General features: G+C 64.7%; 21 protein-coding genes and 11 pseudogenes. 20 read left to right on the top strand and 12 right to left on the bottom strand.

Annotated elements, in window-relative coordinates; translation table 11 throughout:
* Positions 1-14 precede the first annotated feature (14 nt).
* The 9 genes and pseudogenes from GO592_RS37685 (at position 15) to GO592_RS45170 (ending at position 6,070) form a co-directional block, all read left to right on the top strand.
* Positions 15-887 carry a DedA family protein gene (locus tag GO592_RS37685; protein WP_012686829.1) on the top strand — a complete coding sequence of 291 codons (873 nt, stop codon included), beginning with the start codon at positions 15-17 and terminating at the stop codon, positions 885-887.
* The gene (locus GO592_RS37680) at positions 808-1,569 is read left to right on the top strand and encodes a COG4705 family protein (protein ID WP_012686828.1); all 762 of its coding nucleotides are present in this window, start codon (positions 808-810) and stop codon (positions 1,567-1,569) included. Before GO592_RS37685 ends, GO592_RS37680 begins: the two co-directional genes overlap by 80 nt.
* A 413-nt stretch (positions 1,570-1,982) precedes the next feature.
* On the top strand, positions 1,983-2,243 hold the full coding sequence (locus GO592_RS37675; protein WP_012686827.1) for a CD225/dispanin family protein: 261 nt from the start codon (positions 1,983-1,985) through the stop codon (positions 2,241-2,243).
* Between the two features lie 251 nt (positions 2,244-2,494).
* Positions 2,495-2,953 (top strand): annotated as a pseudogene (locus tag GO592_RS37670) (phosphate signaling complex PhoU family protein).
* Positions 2,954-3,162: 209 nt separating this feature from the next.
* Positions 3,163-3,806, top strand: a pseudogene (locus GO592_RS37665) (HemK2/MTQ2 family protein methyltransferase).
* Positions 3,807-4,139: 333 nt separating this feature from the next.
* Positions 4,140-4,580 carry a condensation domain-containing protein gene (locus GO592_RS46075; RefSeq protein ID WP_012686824.1) on the top strand — a complete coding sequence of 147 codons (441 nt, stop codon included), beginning with the start codon at positions 4,140-4,142 and terminating at the stop codon, positions 4,578-4,580.
* Positions 4,581-4,612: 32 nt separating this feature from the next.
* Entirely contained in the window at positions 4,613-5,254 is a 642-nt protein-coding gene (locus GO592_RS46070; RefSeq protein ID WP_269454491.1) for a non-ribosomal peptide synthetase, read from the top strand.
* A pseudogene (locus GO592_RS45175) lies at positions 5,224-5,607 on the top strand (AMP-binding protein); the annotation flags it as partial. The gene GO592_RS46070 and the pseudogene GO592_RS45175, both read left to right, overlap by 31 nt.
* Positions 5,555-6,070: an AMP-binding protein gene (locus GO592_RS45170; protein ID WP_236581714.1), complete on the top strand. Its 516-nt coding sequence runs from the start codon at positions 5,555-5,557 to the stop codon at positions 6,068-6,070. The pseudogene GO592_RS45175 and the gene GO592_RS45170, both read left to right, overlap by 53 nt.
* Positions 6,071-6,219: 149 nt before the next feature.
* On the opposite strand, the gene GO592_RS46360 is transcribed toward GO592_RS45170, so the two are convergent.
* Positions 6,220-6,417 carry a hypothetical protein gene (locus GO592_RS46360; protein ID WP_236580985.1) on the bottom strand — a complete coding sequence of 66 codons (198 nt, stop codon included), beginning with the start codon at positions 6,415-6,417 and terminating at the stop codon, positions 6,220-6,222.
* Between the two features lie 23 nt (positions 6,418-6,440).
* Between GO592_RS46360 and GO592_RS46060 the strand changes: the two are divergent.
* The 5 genes and pseudogenes from GO592_RS46060 to GO592_RS37655 all read left to right on the top strand — a co-directional run.
* Positions 6,441-6,557, top strand: a pseudogene (locus GO592_RS46060) (hypothetical protein); the annotation flags it as partial.
* A pseudogene (locus GO592_RS45160) lies at positions 6,529-6,828 on the top strand (phosphopantetheine-binding protein); the annotation flags it as partial. The pseudogenes GO592_RS46060 and GO592_RS45160, both read left to right, overlap by 29 nt.
* An 18-nt stretch (positions 6,829-6,846) precedes the next feature.
* The gene (locus GO592_RS46055; RefSeq protein WP_258085261.1) at positions 6,847-7,455 is read left to right on the top strand and encodes a condensation domain-containing protein; all 609 of its coding nucleotides are present in this window, start codon (positions 6,847-6,849) and stop codon (positions 7,453-7,455) included.
* Positions 7,456-7,511: 56 nt separating this feature from the next.
* A complete protein-coding gene (locus tag GO592_RS46050) occupies positions 7,512-8,183 on the top strand; it encodes a condensation domain-containing protein (protein ID WP_258085248.1) in 672 nt (223 codons plus the stop codon).
* Between the two features lie 67 nt (positions 8,184-8,250).
* Positions 8,251-8,721 carry a DUF2231 domain-containing protein gene (locus GO592_RS37655; RefSeq protein WP_012686818.1) on the top strand — a complete coding sequence of 157 codons (471 nt, stop codon included), beginning with the start codon at positions 8,251-8,253 and terminating at the stop codon, positions 8,719-8,721.
* Between the two features lie 677 nt (positions 8,722-9,398).
* Here the strand turns inward: GO592_RS37655 and GO592_RS37650 are convergent.
* The 3 genes and pseudogenes from GO592_RS37650 to GO592_RS37640 all read right to left on the bottom strand — a co-directional run.
* The gene (locus GO592_RS37650) at positions 9,399-9,545 is read right to left on the bottom strand and encodes a hypothetical protein (RefSeq protein WP_193384908.1); all 147 of its coding nucleotides are present in this window, start codon (positions 9,543-9,545) and stop codon (positions 9,399-9,401) included.
* Between the two features lie 167 nt (positions 9,546-9,712).
* Positions 9,713-10,024: pseudogene (locus GO592_RS37645) on the bottom strand (transposase); the annotation flags it as partial.
* A gap of 462 nt (positions 10,025-10,486) precedes the next feature.
* Positions 10,487-10,813: pseudogene (locus GO592_RS37640) on the bottom strand (DDE-type integrase/transposase/recombinase); the annotation flags it as partial.
* A 305-nt stretch (positions 10,814-11,118) separates the two neighbouring features.
* Between GO592_RS37640 and GO592_RS37635 the strand changes: the two are divergent.
* Together GO592_RS37635 and GO592_RS37630 are read left to right on the top strand one after the other, a co-directional pair.
* Positions 11,119-11,607 carry a hypothetical protein gene (locus GO592_RS37635; protein ID WP_012686814.1) on the top strand — a complete coding sequence of 163 codons (489 nt, stop codon included), beginning with the start codon at positions 11,119-11,121 and terminating at the stop codon, positions 11,605-11,607.
* Positions 11,608-11,792: 185 nt separating this feature from the next.
* Positions 11,793-12,171 (top strand): annotated as a pseudogene (locus GO592_RS37630) (helix-turn-helix domain-containing protein); the annotation flags it as partial.
* 369 nt (positions 12,172-12,540) lie between these two features.
* Here the strand turns inward: GO592_RS37630 and GO592_RS45145 are convergent.
* Positions 12,541-12,825 carry a hypothetical protein gene (locus tag GO592_RS45145; protein WP_043827272.1) on the bottom strand — a complete coding sequence of 95 codons (285 nt, stop codon included), beginning with the start codon at positions 12,823-12,825 and terminating at the stop codon, positions 12,541-12,543.
* A 379-nt stretch (positions 12,826-13,204) separates the two neighbouring features.
* Here GO592_RS45145 and GO592_RS37620 point away from each other — a divergent pair, with 379 nt between their 5' ends.
* Positions 13,205-13,612: a toll/interleukin-1 receptor domain-containing protein gene (locus GO592_RS37620; RefSeq protein WP_043827270.1), complete on the top strand. Its 408-nt coding sequence runs from the start codon at positions 13,205-13,207 to the stop codon at positions 13,610-13,612.
* 29 nt (positions 13,613-13,641) lie between these two features.
* On the opposite strand, the pseudogene GO592_RS37615 reads toward GO592_RS37620, so the two are convergent.
* Positions 13,642-13,935 (bottom strand): annotated as a pseudogene (locus GO592_RS37615) (integrase core domain-containing protein); the annotation flags it as partial.
* 48 nt (positions 13,936-13,983) lie between these two features.
* Between GO592_RS37615 and GO592_RS37610 the strand changes: the two are divergent.
* Entirely contained in the window at positions 13,984-15,378 is a 1,395-nt protein-coding gene (locus tag GO592_RS37610; protein WP_043827253.1) for an IS30 family transposase, read from the top strand.
* Between the two features lie 7 nt (positions 15,379-15,385).
* On the opposite strand, the pseudogene GO592_RS37605 reads toward GO592_RS37610, so the two are convergent.
* Both GO592_RS37605 and GO592_RS37600 read right to left on the bottom strand, forming a co-directional pair.
* Positions 15,386-16,314 (bottom strand): annotated as a pseudogene (locus tag GO592_RS37605) (IS3 family transposase); the annotation flags it as partial.
* A gap of 200 nt (positions 16,315-16,514) precedes the next feature.
* Positions 16,515-16,775, bottom strand: a pseudogene (locus GO592_RS37600) (hypothetical protein); the annotation flags it as partial.
* A gap of 403 nt (positions 16,776-17,178) precedes the next feature.
* On the opposite strand from GO592_RS37600, the gene GO592_RS37595 reads away from it, so the two are divergent.
* Positions 17,179-17,925 carry a group II intron maturase-specific domain-containing protein gene (locus GO592_RS37595; protein WP_308821646.1) on the top strand — a complete coding sequence of 249 codons (747 nt, stop codon included), beginning with the start codon at positions 17,179-17,181 and terminating at the stop codon, positions 17,923-17,925.
* A gap of 124 nt (positions 17,926-18,049) precedes the next feature.
* Positions 18,050-18,532, top strand: a complete 483-nt coding sequence (locus GO592_RS37590) for an IS30 family transposase (RefSeq protein ID WP_012686807.1) — start codon at positions 18,050-18,052, stop codon at positions 18,530-18,532.
* A gap of 254 nt (positions 18,533-18,786) precedes the next feature.
* On the opposite strand, the gene GO592_RS37585 is transcribed toward GO592_RS37590, so the two are convergent.
* The 4 genes from GO592_RS37585 to GO592_RS37570 form a co-directional block, all read right to left on the bottom strand.
* The gene (locus tag GO592_RS37585) at positions 18,787-19,248 is read right to left on the bottom strand and encodes a DUF4189 domain-containing protein (RefSeq protein WP_007297546.1); all 462 of its coding nucleotides are present in this window, start codon (positions 19,246-19,248) and stop codon (positions 18,787-18,789) included.
* Between the two features lie 799 nt (positions 19,249-20,047).
* Complete coding sequence (locus tag GO592_RS37580) at positions 20,048-20,209, bottom strand: hypothetical protein (RefSeq protein ID WP_007295704.1); 162 nt, start codon at positions 20,207-20,209, stop codon at positions 20,048-20,050.
* On the bottom strand, positions 20,206-21,339 hold the full coding sequence (locus tag GO592_RS37575; protein ID WP_007297545.1) for an IS701 family transposase: 1,134 nt from the start codon (positions 21,337-21,339) through the stop codon (positions 20,206-20,208). The genes GO592_RS37580 and GO592_RS37575 overlap by 4 nt, the downstream gene beginning before the upstream one ends.
* A 43-nt stretch (positions 21,340-21,382) precedes the next feature.
* Positions 21,383-22,292 (bottom strand): IS5 family transposase gene (locus GO592_RS37570; protein ID WP_231869098.1). Its coding sequence is split into 2 segments (ribosomal slippage): positions 21,383-21,916 and positions 21,918-22,292, totalling 909 coding nucleotides; the frame shifts between segments, so codons are not numbered across the junction.
* Positions 22,293-22,297 lie beyond the last annotated feature (5 nt).

Here is a 22,297-nt window from a genome sequence, read left to right as displayed (position 1 = left end):
TCGGCATCCTGGATGTGCCGACGTTGCTGGGCGCCCTCGGTCTGCTCGGCGTTCTCGGCGCAGTGTTCGTCGAATCCGGGCTTCTCGTCGGCTTCTTCCTGCCCGGCGACTCGCTGTTGTTCACCGCCGGCGTGTTCGCCGCCCAACTTCAGCCCTTCGCGCCCCTGTGGGTGCCGGTGATCGCCATACCTGTCGCTGCGATCCTGGGCGATCAGGTCGGTTACCTCATCGGCCGACGCGTGGGACCGGCGGTGTTCGACAGTCCCAGCGCGACGAGGCTGGGACCGAAGCAGCTCGAGCAGTCGCGGCGCTTCTTCGACCGCTACGGGCCGCGCACCGTCCTCCTCGCGCGATTTGTACCGGTCGCCCGGACCATCGCCCCGGTGATGGCGGGAGCCTCCGGCATGCGCTACCGCACCTTTGTGACCTACAACGTCATCGGGGGTGTGCTGTGGGGTACGGGCGTACCCGTCCTGGGATACCTTCTCGGCGGGATACCGATCGTGCGCAACCACATCGAGGTGATCCTGATCGCGGTCGTGGTGGTCTCCTTGGTGCCGCTGCTGATCAATGCGGTGCGCACCCGACGACGTCGCGACTCCGTCGGCGCAGCCGCGCACAACCATCCCGGACGTGTCGGCGAGCCCCGCCGACACCCCAGCGTCGACCAGTTCGACCTGCACCACCCGACCAGCACAGAACCGTGGGGGCACCGCAGATGTATGAATGACCAGCACTCGTGCTGCCGCACCACGCATCGTGCGAGCGTCCCAGTGACCGTTGCCGCGCACAGCGACTGGAGCAATCATGAAGAAACTCCCCCAGATCACCGCCATCTTCTGGGTGATGAAGATCGCCGCCACCACGCTCGGCGAAACCGGTGGTGATCTCCTCGCCCAGACCCTGAACATCGGCTACGCCGCAGCCTCGGTGTTGTTCATCGGACTGTTCCTCGTCAGCCTCGTCACCCAGCTGAAGGCCAAGACGTTTCATCCCGCCCTGTATTGGACAGTGATCGTCGCCACCAGCACCGCAGGCACTACCATGTCCGACTTCCTCAACCGCTCCGCCGGACTCGGCTACGCCAAGGGCGCACTCATTCTCATCACCTGCCTGGCCTGCGTCTTCGCCATCTGGAGTCGGTTCGGCGATACCTTCGATGTCGAACGGATCTGCACCTTCCGAGGCGAGTTGCTCTATTGGACCGCCATCTTGTTCTCCAACACCCTCGGCACCTCGCTCGGCGACTTCCTCGCCGACAGTTCCGGTCTCGGCTTCGCCGGCGGCGCCCTCCTGATCGGCACCGTGATGGCGTTGATCCTCGGCGCCCACTACTTCACCACGTCCTCCGGCACTGTCCTTTTCTGGGCTGCGTTCGTGCTGACCCGCCCGCTCGGTGCGACGGTCGGGGACCTGTTCAGCAAGCCGCACGACAAAGGCGGATTGGCGCTGGGGACGGTGGGCTCATCGGCAGTGCTCGCCGTGATCTTGCTGGCGCTCATCGTCTACACCCACATCCGCCACCAAGAAACCGTGGCAGACCGCGAACCGGTCCACGAACGGTCGTGATGGCTCATCTCCCAGCCGTTCACGCGGCCCCTGCACCCCACCGCAGCAGGCAAGCGGGCGATTTTCTCACGCATCCTCGACGTGTGGAATACGGCCTCCGTTCGAACCCGAGAGCATCGACAGCTCGTCTCCGCCTCATCCCCGATGAGGACACCGGCCTCCGAGGACGTCCTAACCTCCGCAACGTTGTTGCACGGCAATGGTATTAGAACGGAATCGGCTGGCTTCTCAGCGAATTCTCAACACAGGTCCCGTACCGTCAGGCAGATCCCGACCGACATTGAGTCCATCATGGTCTCGCCGACACCAGAATCCACACCTGCCGAACCGGCCGCGCCGCGAACGAACCCCCAGCCAAGCGCGGCGCCGACGACCCCGCCGAACCGAGACCCAGCAGCAATGCGGGTTGGGCCGTGGCATCGCTCGTGTTCTTCTGGCCGCTGGCTTTCTCCGCCTTCAACCATGCATTCGATGTGTATCCACGGTGGGCGAGCGGCGACGTCGAAGGCGCCGTGGACGCCTCCCGCCGGGTGCGCCGGCTCGGGCAACTGTCGCTGTGGATCGCCGGCGGTCTACTCCTTCTGGCGGTGATTCTTTACACGATCCTGGCCATCGTGCTGATCGCCCAAGGCGGTGACGGAGACCATGAGTGGGGTCGTGAGATGCGTGGATAGTCCCCTCGTTATCCATATCCTGCAGCCCACCGATCGTTGCGCTGTTCCCGTTCGACGCTCGTTGCGACGAGAGGAACACGGCTGCCCGATGACGACCGTCGATTCAATCCATCTCAATACATACACGCGAAAGCAGCAGGCACTGGTGCATCACCCGCCGCTGCGCGTGATGCACACGCGGTGCAGTGGAGGTGGTAAACGATGTTGGGACGCCCGACGACGCTCGCACAGTGCCCACTGACCGTGAGCGGATGCGCACACGATTCGCGGATAGCATCGACGGGCTGACCGGTGGCTTGGCCGCGACATGCGCGCTGACCGTCACCGCGGTGTCGGATGCGACGAACGCGCTGCTGGATGCGGACCTCACTCTGGCCGAGCGTGTCATCGACGCGAGCGGAGCACTCGAGAATGACGCCACGACCTGGGAGCAGCGGGCGTTCTCGCTGCTCCCGCTGCAGGCGCCCGTCGCGCATGATCTGCGTGTCATGGTCGGCGGCCTCGTGCTGTCGGCGACCTACGACGCATGGGTGGACTCGCCGTGCACATAGCCGAGAGTAAACGATCACCCAAGCCGAGCAATGGCCTCACGGGGTACAAGCCGCTGTCGACATCACTCTGCTCGGCCGCTTCTACGAACGATTCTGTGACCACACTGCTGAGATCGGCGGCGGGTCATTTTCCTCGAGACCGGAAGCCTGCCGGCCTAGGACATCTGGCCCCAGCGGCCGAGCCCCGGCGGGAACGATCGGGCAAGCACACAGTGCGAGAGGACAAGTCCGTGTTTCGATCCTTTGGTGGACTCGACGACCGCGGATCTTATGCTGCACCGCACGACCGAAAAGGCCGTGTGTGTAGCCACCACTCCGGATCGTCCACGAGTCGGTGATGACCGCTGCCGCAATCGCGAGGAGTACCGGTGCTGTTGCGCCTGCCCGGGGTATATCCGCCACAGGCAGACACCTGGTTGCTGGCACAGGTACTCGCATCGCAGAAACTCGGACCCCGTTCCCGGGTCCTCGACCTGTGCACCGGAACGGGGGCACTGAGCCTGGGGGCCCTCGCGGCGGGCGCCGGCCGGGTGACGGCAGTGGACCTCTCCCGCCGCGCTAGGCTCAACACGCGGCTCAACGCCGCGATGCATCGCCGGTCGATCCGGGTCGTGCGCGCGGCGACCTGACCGCTCCGGTCCGCGCCGACAGGTTCGACCTGGTGGTCACCAATCCTCCCTACGTTCCCGCCCCCAACGATGAGCTGCCAAGCCGCGGGGGCGAGCGGGCGTGGGACGGAACGGACGGGCACTGCTCGACCGGATCTGTATCGAGGCACCGGATGTCCTCTACGCGGACGGGGTACTGCTGATCGCCCAGTCCTCACTCAGCGGAGAATCGAGATGATACAAACATCCTCGAAGAACAGGGGCTGCGCGTCGACATCGCAGCGAGGGCCGAGGTCCCGTTCGGTCCGGTTCTCTCCTCGCGCATCCAGATGCTCGAGGTACGCGGTCTGATCACTCCAGTGCACAGGGCCGAGGAGATCGTTGTCGTGAGGGCAGCGGCATGACCTCGTCGATCGATGGGCCGCCCTCGGTGTGCGCCCTGCCGGGGCGACCGGAGACCCTTCCGCTCACCGGGGCGTAGAAGGCCATCTGGTTCGCACAGCATCTCTCCCCCGAGGTGCCCTTCGTCATCGCCCAGTACACCGAACTCCGCGGCTCCGTCGACCTCGACCTGCTGACCGCCGCCAACCAGCGGGCCCACCGCGAACTCGGCGCCGGATCCGTTCGGCTCGTCGACGTCGACGGTCACCCCCACGCCGTCGTCGTCGCACCGGCCGCGAACGTATCGGTCACCGTCGTCGACCTCAGCGCCGAAGACGCGCCGCTGGAGGCAGCTCATGAAATGGATGCGACGGGACCGCAAGATCTCCCTCGACATGTACGACGAGCACCTCGTGGTCTCACACATCCTGCGGCTCACCGACAGCCGCTGCTTCTGGTATTCGCGCGCCCACCACATCGCCCTCGACGGATACGGCGCGATGACACTGATCGGCCGGACCGCCGAACTGTACGTCGCCGCCCTCGAACAGCGGGAAGCTCCCGCCCATCCGGTGGTGCACCCCGGGCAGCTGCTCGACGAGGACCTGCGCTACCAGCAGTCCGACCAGAGACGCCGCGATCGTGATTTCTGGGTTGGCGAGACAGCGGACCTGCCGGACGCAGTGACTCTCGGGCGCAGCAGCACACCCGGCGCAGCGGCACACCGGGTCAGCGGCGCCGTCTCCGCCCGGGGCAACGCCCTCGTCGACCGCGGCGGCTCCGTTCGGCGGCGGTGATCGTGTCCGCGTTCGCCGCCTTCCTCGCCCTCATGACCGGCGCCGAGAACATCCTTCTCTCACTGCCCGTTTCGGCCAGAACTAGTGCTCTACTGCGTAATTCCGCAGGATCAGTATCGAATATGCTGCCGTTGCGGCGACGGCGGGTCCGCTCGTCCACGGTCGGGGAGGCGATGAAACCCACCCAGGCGGCGTTGACCGCCGCCCTCCGCCACCAGCGGTATCGACGCGAGGACATCGGACGCGACCGCCATTCGGGCGCAGCCGCGTCTGCCCCATCCGATCCGGCGCCGTTCGGACCGGTCATCAACCTGATGATGTTCACACAGCAGATCTCCTTCGGCGGTGTGACCGGACAGGTGCAGGTCCTGACCACCGGGCCGACCTCGGAACTGGCGATCAACGTGTACCCGGGATCGATCGGATCGTTGCCGCGCATCGACTTCGAAGGCAACTCCACCGCATACAGCCACGACAAGCTCGGCGCCCACCATCGATGGTTCATCGCGTTCCTGGACACGTTCGCCGCCGCGGACTCCTCGACCGCGATCGCGGATCTCGGCCTCTTCCTTCCGGGTGAGCGCACCGGTTTCGTGCCCGCATCCGGTGCCGCGGACTGCCCACCGAGCAGTATCCCGAAGCGGTGGCGTTGCGAGCAGACGAACGGGCGCTGACCTATGTCGAACTGGATCGGCGGTCCAGCCGGGTGGCCCGGGCACTGATCTCTCGGGGCACCGGCCCCGAAACGCTTGTCGCGGTGGCGGACTCCAGATCGATCGAATCAGTGGTAGGCCTCTGGGCGGTGGTCAAGTCCGGAGCCGCGTTCGTTCCGATCGACCCCTGCCATCCTGCCGATCGCATCACGTACACCGTGGCGGACTCGGGCGCCGCGATCGGACTCGCCGTCTCGCAGGCACGTGATCGACTACCCGACTCACTCAAATGGCTTGCGCTCGACTCCGAGGAACTGTGCGGTGATCAGCGATCCGGACCCGTACACGACCTCGAACGCACACACTCCCTCCGCCGCGACCACCCCGCCTACGTCATCTACACCTCCGGTTCCACCGGCACCCCGAAGGTGGTGCGTCGTCACCCACGCCGGACTGGCGAACCTCGCTCAAGAGATTCGCGAGAAATACGGTATCTCCACAGCGTCCCGTCTCCTGCACCTCGCTTCACCGACGTTCGACACCGCCCTGGTCGAGATACTGGCCGCCGCCAATGCCGGCGCCACCCTGGTCGTGGCCCCCGCAACCGCCTTCGGAGGTCGGGAACTGGCCAAGTTCCTGTGGGAACACCACATCACCCATCTGCTGGCTACCCCTTCCTCCCTGGCGACCGTCGACCCGGCAGGTCTCGACGAGTTGCAATTGGTGCTGGTCGGCGGCGAACCGTGCCCGCCCCCGCTGGTCCGACGCTGGGCCCAAGGCCGTGACATGCGAAATGCATACGGTCTCCCACCGAAACCACGTGCAGTGTCACCTTGACCGACCCGATGGATCCGTAGTCACCGGTCACGATCGGCCCCTCATGCGCGGGGTGCGCGCCGTGGTGCTCGATCGGAATCTGCGTCCGCTCCCCCGGCGCCACCGGCGAATTGCATCTGAGCGGAGCGGGTCTCGCCCGCGGCTACCACCTACGTCCGGGTTTGACCGCCGCCACGTTCGTCGCGAACCCCTTCGGCGAACCGGGCTCGCGTATGTTCCGCAGCGGAGACCACATCCGCTGGTCGACGAACAGCGAATTCGAGTTCCTCGGCCGGGCCGACGATCAGGTGAAGATCCGAGGTCTGCGGATCGAGCTCGGCGAGATCGACGCGGCTCTTTCGGACCATCCCGACATCACCTTTGCCGCACCGTGGTGCATCGCGGGTCCACCGGGAATCCGGTGCTCGTCGCGTATGTATTGCCGCGCGAGCCCGAGACGTTCGACGTCGAGCAGCTCCATGCACGAGTCCGGCGGTTCCTCCCCGATTACATGGTCCCCGCGTCAATCATGCTCGTGGACTCGGTACCCCTGTCCCCCACCGGCAAGCTCGACCGTGCGTCGCTGCCCTATCCCACCTTCGAGGACGGCGCACGGTCTCGACGAGATCCCGAGACACCGACCGAACACGCCGTCGCCGACGTGTTCGCAGGTCCTCGGTGCCTCCGCGGTCGGTGCCGACAGCTCGTTTTTCGACCTCGGTGGCGACTCGCTGTCCGCGACCCGAGTGGTGTCCCGGATCAATGATCGCTGGGGTACCGATCTCGGGGGGCGGGACGTGTTCGACGCGCCCACGGTTGCCGCGCTGGCCACCCGGATCGGCGAATCGACGCGCGATACGGATCGCCACCGGCTCGGCGCGATACCCCTGCCCGACCGACTCCCGCTTTCCCCGGCACAGACTTTCATCGACAGAACCGTCACCGCGCCCGCCCACTACAATATTCCGTTCACCCTCCGTGTTCGCGGCGCGTTCGACCACACCGCTCTTCGACGTGCGGTCGCCGATGTGCTCGAACGGCACCGGCCACTGCGGACCATCTACCCCGACACTCCCGCCGGCCCCTACCAACACCTGCTCGCCGACGCCGTCCCCGACCCCCGCCGACGAAGAAACATCAGGGCGGTCCTTACAGCTGGATTCGACGTCCGAACTCATCCACCCCTCCGGATTCGGGTCTTCGAATTCGGGCCCGACGACCACATGATCGCCTGCACGTTCCACCACATCGGCGTGGACGGGTGGTCGTTGGCGCCGTTGGCGCGCGACCTCGTCCTCGCATACAGCGCGCGGGCGGACGACTCGGCGCCGCAGTGGCAGGACCTTCCGGTGCAGTACGCGGACTACACCCTCTGGCGGCGGGCTGTCCTCGGACAGCGAGGATGACCCCGGAAGTCTCGCGTATGCCCAAATCGACTATTGGACAGAGGAACTGGCCAGGATTGACCGGAGCGCTCTCGCTCCCGAGTGATCGCCCCCGACCCGAGAAGTGGTCCTACGGGGCGGCGCGCCTGCCCTTCGCCATCGCCCCGGCCGTCCATGGCGCACTGCTCGAGGCGGCGCGCACCCACCATACCGGCCTGTTCACGGCACTGCACGCAGCGGTGACGCTACTACTTGCCCGGCTGAGCGGCGCCACCGACATCGCCATCGGCGCTCCCGTCGCCGGACACGGCCACCCGAGCCTGGACGACGTCGTGGGAATGTTCGTCAACACCGTCGTCCTGCGCACACAGGTGGAGTCGACCACGACCTTCGACGACCTGGTGGCCCGTTGCTCGGGACATCGAGTTGCGGGCGTTCGCGCACGCGGATGTGCAGTTCGAGCGCCTGGTGGAGATCCTCGATCCCGCACGGTCACCGTCGTTGCACCCGTTCTTCCAGGTCGCGATCTCGCTCGAAAACTTCGCCCCCGCCGAACGCGATGTCGACGGACTCACTTCGACATCACGCCCAGTCCGCTCGACATCGCGAAATGCGATCCGCATTTCTATTTCACCGAACGGCACGACGGCACCGGTGCACCAGACGGTATCGACGCCAAACTGGTGTATTCCACCGATCTGTTCAACAAGGGCCTACGCGCCGTCCTCAGCACACGGTCAGAACTGTGACCACACCGCAGCCTCCGCCACAGCTGACCTTCAGCGCTTTCTCAGCACGAATCTGAACAATTGGCCCATGTCCACTGTCAACGGTTTACCCGTACATGTACTGCTCGTCCATTTCATGGTGGTACTCGCGCCGATGACAGCGGTTCTCGTCATGTTGTGCAGCGTGTGGCCGACCGCCCGGCATCGACTGGTGTGGCCGACACTGGTGCTCGCGGCCGTCACCACTGCTTTGACCCCGCTGACCACCGACGCCGGGCAATGGCTCGAAAAGAATGTTACTGACACTGCTGCCGTGGATGCGCACACCGAACGCGGCGACACCATGATCTACTTCTCCGCGGCGCTTCTGCTGATCGCACTGGCCATCACCGCGGTACACCTCCGCGAACGAAAGGCGGGACCGTCACGCCCGCTCACATGGATCGTCGCGATTCTCGCGATCGTCGTGGCGGCCAGCACCATCGTGCAGGTCTACCGAATCGGCGAGTCAGGTTCGCGCGCGGCCTGGGGTGACGTCGTCCCCGGTGAGGCTCCATGACCTACTCAGGAAGCTATCTCAACTCCCGATCGGTCGCTGCCGGACGAAGCAGCCGAGCAAGAACGATCTGAACGAGCGATCTAGACGCGCGACACATCGTCAACCCCGACCTCCACCGCCACGTCCGGACCTGCGAATCGCCGGCATGTCGGAGGCGGTCGCTGCCCCTCTCGGGCAGTAATGTCCACATCCCGCTAATGTCCACATCCCGCTGGAAGCGCGCCCACCGTGCCATTGCGCCGACGTGGCGGCGCTTCGAGAGCTGGTGCACTGGTCACGACGACACGGCGTTGCCCGCGTATCCGAAGACGGCGGCGGCCTATCTCATCGAGGCTCTGCCTGCGGTCCCCCGGAGGCGATGGGCCTTCCATCGACGACATATCGACCGCAGCGTCTATGGAACCCCAAAAAAATCCGCGAAATTCGGGACGCTCACCTCTGACTCCCCAAGATCGGTAATCGGCGTTTCTTCTGGAACCGCGCTCAGTTCGGTGGCGCTGGAATGGAAGTTCTCACGCCCGTGGTTGTTCAGTTGCAACCGCCGCCGTTTCCGCAGTCGGAATATCCTCCACCGCCGTCGAAGCCGCTGTAACCGTAGAAGCTGCCGGCGGCGCTGCCCCCCCTGCACTGCTGGTGATGCGGTAACGCCCGCCGTTGCTCGTGGCCAGACGATCTGGTCAGAGCCTGATGGGGCACTTCCGCCGAATCTCGATGACCGTACTCATGCCCGCGCAGCAGTCCCGGACCTCGGGGCTGATCGCGGCGAGTATGCGGAGCGCGTCGTTGTGCCGGGCGGTGATGTTCACGCCGAGCAGGGGCTCCATGTGCGAGACGCGGTTACGGAGGCCGTGCAAACGCCCGCCCCGGTCGGCGACGATGTACCCATTGGGATCATTCGTGTTGTGGGGGAATGCGTGACGCAACGCCTGCTGCCACAGGACCCGCCGTCCGCCATAACTGAAGCGTCCTGGATTCGGTAGAGACTCCCGGTTTACGCCACCTCACTCGAGGTGGTCTGTTGATGGTAGCGATCTTCGTACTCGACCGGTGTCAGGTAGTCGAGTGCGGAAAGCCGGCTGTTGTTGTACCAGTGCACCCACGCAGCCGTTTCGCGTTCGAGTTCGGCCCTCCCTTTCAGTATCGGATGGCGGCCGAGGAGCTCGGTCTTGTACAAGCCGATCGCCGATTCCATGAGTCCGTTGTCGAGGGCGTCGCCGACGCTGCCGATCGATCCGACGATGCCGGCTTCCTGCAGCACATGGGTGAAGGCCAGCGACGTGTATTGGCTTCCCGCATCGGAGTTAAGCCGAGTTCGGCTTAACTCCGATTAAGCCGAGGTTTTCGTTAAGCCGAGGAAGTGCCTGTATTTCTGTGCTGCAGAGATTTCTGAGGAATTCTTCGGCTTAATGATTGATTGCCTGGCGTACGTTTGTCGGTGTCCATTGCCCCAATGGGAAGGATGTTGCAATGGACAAGACGAGCACCAAATCGGTGCCGTCGTTGTCGCCGACATGCGTCTCCTCGGCCACGAAAGGTACCAACCACCACCATCTTCTACACACTCGCCACCATCGACCTGACGCGCGCCGCCGTCAACGCCGCCTCCTCAACCCCGGCGCCCCGCCGAACACCACCTCACCGAAAACGCACTGCGATCCTTCTGCACCTTCGATGAATCGGAAACGTTAAGCCGAAAAATCCGACCGACATAAGCAGCTGACCAGCCCTAACCCTGAATTCCTCGGCTAACGAAAACCTCGGCTTAATCGGAGTGATGCACCAAACCGGTTGCTGTGAAGTGGAAGTCGTGTCGACGTCGGGTGAACAATACTTGTTCGAGCACCGATGTGACCAGCGGAGTAGATTTGCTGGTCATCACTCGCCAGCCGAGGATCCGGCGGGAGAAGACGTCGACGCAGAACGCGGTGTAGCAGAATCCCGACAACGTCCAGGTGTAGGTGAAGTCGGCTACCCACCACTGAGCCGGGTGGGTCGGTGTCGACCATGCTCGTCCGATCAGAGCCGGGTGACGCGGCGCGGTATCGTCGCTTCTCGTGGTGACAATGCGGTGCCGGCCGCGGACGGCGCCGGTGATGCCGGCCATCGTCACCCAAGTGCCGCAGCCTCACGGGCGACAGGGGGCCGGCGGCGGATGCCGCCGTCCGCAGGCCATCGTGCTTCATCTCCACGACCATGCCCTCATTCTCGTGTCGAAGACAGGACACTGCCCACGTCAGAGGCTCGCGCAGGCCAAGTCACGGAACCATCGACCGCCGGCAGCGTCGGCCGTGACGCCCATAAGATACGACGACAAAACGACATACACCCCTGAACGATCCGCCGCTGACATCTGGGTGAGCGCTAACACGGTCCGCCCTCACACCGACAGGAGCACCCATGTTCAAGTTCTTTCGTCGCAGATCCGCAACCGCCCGCGATCAGCCGGGGGTCGAACAGAGCGTGGAATCAGCATCGCCGGCGGACCTCGCGCGCCTCAGGCTATTCGCGAGCGAATTCGCCGTCAGTGGTCCCTTCGTCGATCCGGACAGCGACGAGCACGACCTCTGGCAAGCCGGCAAGCTCGTCCCCTGGTACATCAGCCACCTCCTCGACAACGGCCGACACTCCGGGCCCACCGTCGACATCGCCTGCCACGCAGAAGAACCCACCGTCGACCTATGGGAGGCCGGCCAGGCCTACCCGACCTGGGATCAGACAATAGCCCTAGCCCAACTCCTCGACGTGCGAGTACGCGACCTCACCCACCCCGACGCGCGCCCGCGCCACCACCCGAACCGCCCCCAACGCCGGCGTCGTGACCTGGCCATCCTGTCATTCGAGCCGTCCGCGGTCCACGCCGCGACAGAGTGCCGCACGATTCTCTGACCCGCAGCAAAGCCGCCATGGCAGCAACCCCATCCGGGCTTCCCCGCCAGTCGTCACCGCGGTTGCGATGTCCGTCAGGCAGGAGTGCGGTGCGGTGCGCCCGAGCGCCGTTCGGGTACAGGTGCGCGAACTCCCATCCGTCCGCTTCCGGTGCTTCGTCGACGGTCCAGGTCAGCACCTGCCCGATGATCCGGCGGGCCCGGGTGTTGCTGGCGCTGGACACCTCGGTCGGGGTGGTTGATGAGAAGGAGGTGATCGCGGCACGGTTGGGGGTCTCGGGTGAGACGTTGCGGCTGGTGGCCAATCGGTTCGCTGAGACCGGTCGAGACGTGGAGGCCACGATCGGTCGCAAGCAGCGTGACCTCCCACCGGTGCCGTCGGGAGATCACTGGTGAGATCGAGGCCAGGTTGATTGCGTTGGCCTGCTCGAAGCCGCCCGAGGGTCGGTCGCGGTGGTCGCTGCGACTGCTGGAGAAGCACGTCGCCCTGGTCGACGACATCCCCGACCTGGACCACTCGACCATCGGCCGGGTTTTAAAAAAACGAAACTTCGTCCTCACCTGAAGAAGTGCTGGACCATCCCGCCGCGGGCCAACGCAGAGTTCGCGGCCCGCATGGAAGACATCCTGTCGGTCTACGCCCGCCCCCACGATCCCTCACGCCCGGTGGTGTGCATGGACGAGAATCCCTACCAGCTCCTCGCTCACGCGCATGACCCGATCCCAGCGGGCCCGGGACGCGATCTGAAGGAGGACTCCGAGTACGTGCGGCACGGGACCTGCTCGATCTTCTGCTGGGTCGAGCCCCTGGCCGGCTGGCGGCGTGTCGATTCCCAGCCCCGGCGCACCAAGGTCGACTGGGCCGGGCAGGTCAAAGACCTGCTGTGCGTGGACTATCCCGACGCAGAGACGGTGTTGCTGGTGATGGACAACCTCAGGCACCCACGGCATCGGATCGCTCTACGAGGCCTTCGAGCCGGCCGAGGCGTTCGCGCTCGCGCAGCGGCTCAAGATCCACCACACCCCCAAACACGGCTCGTGGCTCAACATCGCCGAGATCGAGCTCTCCGCGCTGACCCGCCAGTACCTGGACCGGCACATCGAGGACCTCGGAATCCTCAACGCCGAACTCGCCGCCTGGCAACGACAGACCAACGCCGATCAACGCCAGGTCCAGTGGCACTTCACCACCGACGACGCCCGCATCAAACTCCGCCACCTATATCCCAACACTTAGCCGCGACGGTCTACTAGCAGTTGCGGGTGTACCGTCGTCGGGGCCCAAGTCCGACCCACCTCCGTCGACTGTGGCGGGATCGATCACCACCCACTCACGTCCCAAGGCAGCATCAGATTCACCCAAACTGACTCCTCGATGTAATAGTGCCCTCCTCGGCAGCACGCTCGCTCCGCGACTTCCATGGCACCAGAACAGTTCCGGGTGAGCTGTTCGGGATGATTGCGTGCCTCAACACGGAGCTGCCCTGACCCGGCGGGCCGCCACCCCACACCCGACGCCGGTAAACCGCCGGACGCCCCCGACGACACCACACAGGTACATGCCATCGCCCCGGATCAGGGAAGGATACGATCTCGGCGTGACATCAGCCGAGGGCAAACACGTGTTCATCTCCTACGTCAAAGAGGATCAACAGCAGGTCGACCAACTCTGCAAAATCCTTGACGCAGCCCAGATCCCCTACTGGAGAGACCGGACATCACTCGCCCCCGGCGACAATTGGAAGGCAAAAATCCGAGATGCAATTCGATCAGGAGCACTGATCTTCCTCGCGTGTTTCTCCGACAACTCCCGCGCACGGCCCAAGACCGTCATGAACGAAGAACTCACTCTCGCCGTCGAGGAGTTCCGCCAGATGGCACCCGGCGTGACCTGGCTGATTCCGGTTCGATTCGACGACGGGAAGATTCCCGGTTGGGATCTCGGCGCAGGACGCGTCCTCGGTGACCTGAACTACGTTGACCTCTTCGGGGCAAATTACACGTGAGGTTGCCCCTCGGGAGTGGACACCGGATTTCATGCGGCGACTGACAGCGTAGACGACGCGATGAGTCGTTGTTCGAACTCCACTGGGGTGAGGTATCCGAGGGCGGAGTGACGGCGACGTCGATTGAAGTACGAGAGCCACTCGAACAGGTCCAGCCGTGCCTGCGACTTCGACGTCCAACTCCGTCCGTGCAGCCACTCCCTCTTGAGTCCTTGGAAGAACGACTCGGCGAGAGCATTATCGTAACTCGAGCCGACCCGTCCTCGACTTAGCTGAATCCCATGACGGCGGCATACATCGACGAAAGCTGCTGCGGTGTACTGACCAGGCTCAACCGGTGGAAGCAACACCTCGATAACGGAGGTGTGGGAATGGGACGACCACCCGGGTGGGCAGCAGCGTTGACGGGGCGTGCGGTGATGCGGTCACCGGGACGGCCTCCGATACGCCGAGATCTAGAGCGGGCATTCTGGACGCGGATCGCCGAGGGTCTCACGAGCGACGACGCAGCGACCACATGCGGCGTGTCGGGGCCGGTGGGGACACGGTGGTTCCGCCAGGCTGGTGGGATGCCACCGATCGAGTTGACCCCGGTCTCGGGGAGGTACCTGTCGTTCACCGAGCGTGAGGATATCGCGCTGCTGCGAGCCAAGGGTATGAGTATGCGCGACATCGCTGACCGGATCGGACGGTCACCGTCGACGATCTCGCGGGAGTTGCGGCGGAACGCCGCCACCCGCAATGGCAAGCTCACATACCGAGCGTCGACCGCACAGTGGAAGGCCGACCTCGCCGCGAGGCGCCCAAAACCAGCGAAGCTCGCCGAACACGATCGGCTACGAGAATATGTGCAGGACAAACTGTCTGGTGTGATTCGTGCCGACGATGGAACCGTGGTGTCCGGTCCGGATGCCGCTTGGATTGGCCGAAACAAGCCTCGGCGCGGTGATCGTCGGTGGGCGACGGCGTGGAGTCCGGAGCAGATCTCGAATCGCCTACCGATCGACTATCCGGAGGACCCGACGATGCGCATTTCACCTGAGGCGATCTACCAATCGCTCTACATCGAGGGTCGCGGCGGCCTGGAGCGGGAGCTCGTCGCGTGCTTGCGCACCGGCCGGGCGCTGCGAAAGCCTCGTGCGCGAGCACGGAAGCAGCGCACCGGATTTATCACCGAGGAGGTGACCATCAGCGCCCGTCCGGAGGAGGTCGAGAGCCGGAAGACGCCGGGGCATTGGGAGGGCGACCTCATCATCGGTCTGACCCGGTCCGCGATCGGCACGCTCGTCGAGCGCACCAGCAGATACACGACTCTACTACACCTGCCGCGACTGAAGGGCTATGGAACAGCGGCGATGGTGAAGAACGGGCCGGCGCTGTCCGGATATGGTTCGGAGTCCGTTCGTGATGCTCTGGCCGCGACGCTGTCACCGCTGCCCGAGCATCTACGCAGATCCGTGACGTGGGATCGCGGAAAGGAACTCGCGCGTCATGCCGAGCTGACGGCATCTACGGGTATCCGTGTCTACTTCTGTGATCCGTACAGTCCATGGCAGCGCGGAACGAATGAGAACACCAATGGGCTGCTGCGACAATATTTTCCGAAGGGAACTGATCTGTCCCGATACAAGTTCCGTGAGCTTCAGGCGGTCGCCGATGCGCTCAACAACCGCCCCCGAAAAGTGCACGGTTGGAGAACTCCAGCGGAAGTGTTTGCCGAACAGGTACACTCGTCCTCACGGCACGGTGTTGCGACGACCGGTTGAATCCGCCCTGTGATCCGCGGTCGCTGTGGAAGATAACGCCACCGACGTCACCACCGCGGGTGCGCACCGCCATCTCGATCGCGTCCGTGACGAGATCGGTGCGCATGTGGTCAGCGATCGACCAGCCCACCACCCGGCGTGAGAAGATGTCGATCACCGTGGCCAAGAACAACCACGAGGATCCCACCGGGATGTAGGTTATGTCCCCACACCACTTGGTATCGACAGCCGTAGCGGTGAAGTCTCGCATCACCAGATCCGGCACCGACGGAGCCGACTTGTCCGCGACGGTCGTGCGCTTGCTGCGGCGCAGGTGCCTGCCCACCACGTGGTGGATTCGCATCAGCCGGGTCACCCGTTTGCGGTTGATCTTGCGTCCGCGGGAGCGGAGTTCGGCGTGAACCCGCGGGGCACCGTAGGCGCTCCGGTGCTCGGCATGAATGGCGCGGATCTCGGCGACCGTCGCGGCTTCCTCGGCCTGGCGCTCGACTCGGGCCGGCTCCGTGATCAGGTGCTTGTAGTAGCCGGAACGGGAGGTCCCGAGCACCCGGCACAGCCGCTGCACGCCGAACTCGGCGCGATGGTCGGAGATGAAGTCCCAGCGGCGGGTCTTCACTTCACCTCCTTTGCGAAATACGCGGCCGCCCGGCGCAGAATCTCGCGTTCGAGCTGCCATTCCTTTTCCGCACCGCGCAGCCGCGCATTCTCCGCGCGCAGCCGCGCGAGCTCGTCCGCCTCGGTCCCGTCGGCGCCGGTACTGCGGTCCTGCGAGCGCGCGTTACGGGCGGTGTCCTTGCGGACCCACGTCCGTAGCGTTTCGCCACTGACGCCCACATCCGCGGCCACCGCCGCGTACGTGCGTTTGCCGTCGGCCGCGCGATACAACGCGACCGCGTCTTTCCGGAATTCCTCCGTGTACAGAGACTGGCGTCCCACCTCGACATCCCTCCTGGCTCTCCTAGAACCATTGTCCGGGGTGTCCACTCAAAGGGTGCAGCCTCAACCGACGGGATCCTGGCCTGCCTGGCCGAGCGTGCCGCCGGCACCGCCTCCAAGCACGCCCCGTCGACCAGGCCGGCGGCGGAGGCAAACCGCAGCAACGACCGCACCGCGCACAGTTTCTGCTCGACAGTCTTGAACTGGTATCCGGCCAGCGTGGCGACGAACGCCCCGATCATGGCGGCGTCGCAGCAGCCCAGCCCTCCGCGGGTGTCGGTGAACGCGACGAACTCCCCGGCCAACGTCCCGTAGGTCCGCACAGTCGAGGCCGAGCGCCCAGCCGAGCGCAGGTGCGCCTGGAACCGGGCGACCGTCTGGGCGCCGGCCACGTCCAGCTTGCTCACCGACCGGTTATAGCGGCGCAGCACCGCCCCGTGGACCGCGTAATCCTCCAGCATCTGAGCAACTCTGAACAAATACACATCGGTTCGCTTCAGGGTGCCGGCCTGCTCCTTGTCGAAGAAACCACACGCGTCGTCGACCCACGCCATCGCCGCATCCAGGGAGAACTCCTCGACACCACGCGCAGCGAAGTGCTTCTGCATCCGCCGCCAACAGCCCCGGTACCAAACGAGCGTCGAATCCTTGTAGCCCAAACGCTGTAGCTCCGCCTCCAGGCCCGACACCAACGCAGACAAAGTCGCCATAACAACTGACCTCCGATCATGGAGGCCCGGCACCGTACCGGGCCGCCTGATCAGAGGATCCGCGGATTATGCGCAGCGATCGACCTCTGACATCGCCGTCACCAGGCCTTGCACGCCAGCGCTGCGCATAACCCAGCACTGTTCATAAGGCGGCATACTCTCACCGTTGCTCGCCAACATCGCTCTGTCGGTGTTGGATGCACATTTCTGTGCGAAATGGGATTCCCACGGGAGTGCCTATCGGCGCGAGGTGCACCGCAAACGCGGCGGGGCCACCTACCGAATCGTGCGCTACGCGGACGATTTCGTCATCATGGTGGTCGGAACCAAGGCGCATGCGGACGCACTCTGGGACGAGGTCGCGGACGTGATAGCCCCGCTGGGGCTGCGGTTGTCCGCCGAAAAGTCCCGGGTATGTCACCTGGACGAGGGGTTCGACTTTCTCGGGTTCCGCATCCAGCGGCGCCGCAGGAAAGGCACGAACAAGATGAGCGTCTACACCTATCCGTCGAAGAAAGCGTTGCTTTCGATCATGGCGAAGGTGCGGGCGCTGACGAAGAGGGCACGTCATCATGGCCTTGCTGATCTGCTCGGACGCCTCAATCCGGTGCTCCGAGGATGGTGTGCGTATTTCCGTCACGGTGTGTCGAAAGCGACGTTCGGTTACCTCGATGCCTTCGCCTGGCATCGGGTCACCCAATGGCTGCTCAAACGGCACAAACGGATCACGTGGGCGGATCTCTACCGACGGTTCCTGACCGGCAGGCCCGGCAATCGTCCGCAAGAGAACGGGATCATCATGTTCGACACCACCACCGTCCCGATTACTCGGTACCGGTGGCGGGCGAGCAACATCCCCACACCGTGGACCAGCAGAGCAGAGACCTTGGTCCCTGCTTAGCAGTGGCAGTCCGTGGAGCGCCGGATGCGATGAGAGTCGCACGTCCGGTGCGGAGGGCGGGCCGGGGAAACGGGCCGGGAGCAATCCCGGCACCGCGCCCCGGTCCGACCCCTACATCCTGGGGTTGCGCTGCCGATCGGCGATGATGACCCTGCGGGAACGGACGACGCAATACGGAATCATCGTCAATCTCCCCGTCGATCACACCGCCGAATCGGTGAAAAATGCTGTCATCAAAGCATTTTCTGGCCTGCCGAAACGAATGCGCAGAACGTTGACGTGGGATCAGGGAACGGAGATTTGTCTGCACCGAGAGATCTCCGCGGCCCTTGATCTGAAGATCTACTTCGCCGAACGTTCCAGTCCGTGGCAGCGGGGTGCGAACGAGAATTTCAACGGGCTCGCTCGACAGTATTTCCCGAAGGGCACCGATTTGTCGGTGCACAGTCACGCTCATGTGCGGTCGGTAACGCGTGAGCTCAACACTCGCCCACGGAAGAACCTGGAGTACGCAACTCCCGCCACGGTGTTCAACGCCGAGCGACGGGCCACCGCTCACCGGCGCCGCACTGCGCTGGAACTCGCGATGCCGACTGCGGTAACGTAATCCGTGAGCTGGGACGACCCAGATTTCAATAGACTTGTGTTGCAACGACAGTGAGAATCCGCCGCCCCGAAAGCAAAATCATCACCGGACGGGGCTATCGGGACCCGCGCAGCTCAGTGAGTTCCGGTCTACGCCCGGCTTTCGGGACGTGCCGGTCTGCGTTCCGCTTGCGGACGGGGCGAGGTCGACGTTCGGGGTGATCGATCGGACCGGACGTTGGGCCGATCGTGTGAGTCCGGGATTCGTCCGCAACTTCAGTAGACGCACTTGGTGACTCCGTGGCCAACGGCGTACGGGGTGGCGTCGAGTCGAGCCTCGACATCGATCGTGGCCACCTGTTCAGCCTCTTCCCTGGTCGGCCCATTTCCCACGCCGAATATGGGCTTCCCCTGCGGACTGCCCAAGTACGACTCCTTGGTCCAACCGCGCACCAACGTAACGCAGCCCCAATCACTCGTGATCACGACCTGGCAATCGTTAGCGCCACTGAGGTTGTCGCAGTGGTAGTACGCCTGGCTCACGGACTCGGCGTACGTGTCCACCACGTTCGAGGACCCCGCGAAGGTCGACTCGAGGGAATAGGAGAGGCTCACGAACCGCGGCGCCGGCGGATTGACGCCCGGCACTGCGTTCGCCGGCGCTGCAATCAGCGCGGCGACTGATGCGGCGACCAGTGCGCCGCCACCGATGAATCCTGCAATCTGCTTGATGAACATGTCGGGCTCCCAGAAGATGTAACGCGAGTTCGAATCCCGCTCCGATCCCGCACCGGAGATGCGAGGCTGATCCCAGTCTCCGGTAGACAGCGAAATGGCACCTCCCCCCTCGGGGTGGAAGATCTCACCCCGAGTTCTCTCTCATCGATCCGCTTTCGGAACGAGCGCGACCACTGTCGGATCAGTGCACGCGTACTCACCGCCGGGACGCTGCGATCCGGTCCGCGCCGCTTTCGCAGAAGGAGCGGCCAGCGGTCGCACTGTTGATCCACGACTCCACACCACGCGGGCGACGCCGCGACAATCTCAACCAATCGGCCAACTGGCCACCGAGTGGCCATCTTGCGTGAGATCTGGCCACAGTTCTCGAGACACTACAAGCTTGTAGGGTCTCGCTACTGATGGCATTTTGGGACGGCTGTGACCTGAGGATTTGTCGTTGGTCTCACGGCATGGCCGCCTCCCTATGTCTCAATTCCCTGGCATTTCTGCAGCCGACATCACGATGCGGCCAGGCAGATGCGGGCGAACAGGACGCCCCTGATGTCAGACTTCAGGAGTGATTGGGACACAACAGGCCTGGGCGTATTGTCCACAGGTGCCGATCGAGCCAAGCCCGGATCGGCGCCGGTGGATCGTCGGCTGCCCGCCCGTGATCAGGGCCGTCGCCATACCCGGGACAGGCTGATCGGCCAGGACGTGACTGTCCTGATGGAGACAACCGGCCGCCGAAACTTCCGCGGATCGGGACTTTCCCATCGGGGTCTGCCTGAATTCGACGCTAGTACTGCAACGGCACTTATGGGAGGTGTCCGCGACGTCGGTAGTGGGAAGTGCGGGCCTGGTGTTGTCGGCGCCGTCGCCAGTTCGACCAGGACCAGATGTGCTCGTCGGGGTGGGCGTGTCGCAGGATCAGTTGCACGAGCAGGCGGCGGATCTCGGGTAGCGTGTAGCCGATCATGCCCTGATTTTCGATCCCGATTCCCCTTTTATCGCTTCGGTTTTCGACCCGGCGAGCCAGGTGAGGGCGAGCATCGACAAGGTGATGTGGGCGTACCAGGCCCGGTAGGTCCGCACCTGGTACTGGTCGAGGCCGGCCTCGTTCTTGGCCTGCTGGAAGCATTCCTCGACCCGCCACCGGGAGCCGGCGATGGTGGCGAGTTCGGTGAGCGTGGTGCGGCGGGGTCCGGCGCAGATGTAGTACGCGATCTCGGTCGGATCGGAGAGGGATCGGCGGGCGAGCAGCCAGTGCCCGCGCCCGGGTGCCCAGGCGATCCGGATCGGGATCCGCACCCAGGAGTATTCGCGCCGGCCGTGCGCGCCATCGCCGACGGAGATCCGGCGCCACTGCTTCGCCGGGACCGCGGCGATCATCTCGTCGGCGCGACCGGAGCGGCCGTGCGGGGTGAACACGTCGTCGTTGCAGCGCGTGGCTAGGACGTAGGAAATATCGCGTTCCTCGAGCCAGACCCGCAGGTACTTCACCTGCCCGTAGGCCTCGTCCGCGGTGACCCAGGAGAACGGGACCTGTGCGTCGAGGGCGCGTTCGATCATGTGTTGCGCCAGTCTCGGTTTGGTCGCGAACTCGATGTCGTCAGTGATGCCGGCGGCGCGGCACCGGTCGCGGTCGGAGGTCCAGGATTCGGGCAGGTACAGTTCCCGGTCGATCAAGGCGTGGCCGGCGCCGCTGGCGTAGGCGAGGAAGACGCCGATCTGGCAGTTTTCCACCCGCCCGGCGGTGCCCGAGTACTGGCGTTGCACCCCGGCCGAGCGGGTGCCCTTCTTGAGGAATCCGGTGTCGTCGACGATCAGTACACCGGCCGGATCGCCGAGCCGTTCGACCACGTAGTCACGGACGTCGTCGCGGACGCCGTCGACGTCCCAGTCCGCGCGCCGCAGCAACCGTTGCATCCCGTCCGGGCTGATCTCGCCGGCCCGCTCGGCGAGGGTCCACCCGTTCTTGCGTTCCAGACCCGCAACCAAACCCGTCACATATTCACGGACTCGGGACCGCGGCTCCGACCGGGCGAACCGACCGGAGATCCGCTCATGCAACGCTTCCAACTCGGCAGCAACCAGATCGAGGACCACACAATCAGTATCGCGTACCTGTCAAGCAAGTGCCGTTGCAGTACTAGGGCATGTCTCCCAATAACTTGAGCCACTCGACGATGCCGGCGAGCAGGAATCCGGCGCGGTAGGTGAGGGCGAGTTTGTCGTAGCGAGTGGCCACCGCACGCCACTGTTTCGCCTTGTTGAAGGCCCGTTCGACCACGTTGCGCCCCTTGTAGGACTCCGGGTCGAAGTTCGGTGGCCGCCCGCCCGCGCGGCCCTTGTTCACCCGGTTCGCTGCCTGATCGGTCTTCTCGGGGATCACCGCCTTGATGCCTCTGCTGCGCAGCAGTTCCCGGTTTGCCCGTGATGAGTACGCCTTGTCGGCCCGGACCTCGTCGGGGCGCGTGCGGTGCGCTCCGCCCGCGAGCCGCGGCACGCAGATGCCCTCCAGCACGTGGGCGAACATCGGACTGTCACCGGCTTGGCCTGGGCCGACCAGCACCGACAGCGGGCGCCCGTGACCGTCGCACGCCAGGTGCGCCTTGCTGGTCAATCCGCCCCTCGACCGGCCGATGCCGTGATCGGCAGGCTCGTCACCGAGGTTCGTGTAATTCGGTAGATCCCCCTGTGTGGCGGGCGGCGTTCGCACCGTGCTGATGGACCCGGACCACTGTGGAATCGACAGAGACCGCCCAGTCCAGGTTCCCGCCGGCGTCGGCCATCGCGACCAGAGCCGTCAGCACCCGATCCCAGGTTCCGTCTCCGGCGTAGCGGCGATGTCGCTTCCACACCGTCTTCCACGGCCCGAAATGCGACGGGAGATCTCGCCAGGGCAACCCGGTCCGCAGTCGATACAGCATCCCCTCGACCACCACACGATTGTTCCGGAACTTCCGCCCCCGGAGCCCATCGGAACTGGGCAACAGCAGCGCGAGCAACTCCCACTGCTTGTCCGTCAACACCTCAAACCGATCAACAACGTCTGCCACACCGA

The organism is Rhodococcus sp. 21391 (assembly GCF_016772255.1).
Lineage (GTDB): Bacteria > Actinomycetota > Actinomycetes > Mycobacteriales > Mycobacteriaceae > Rhodococcus_F > Rhodococcus_F opacus.
The sequence above is the reverse complement of the archived record's forward strand: the minus strand, read 5'-3'. Positions and strand labels throughout refer to the sequence as shown.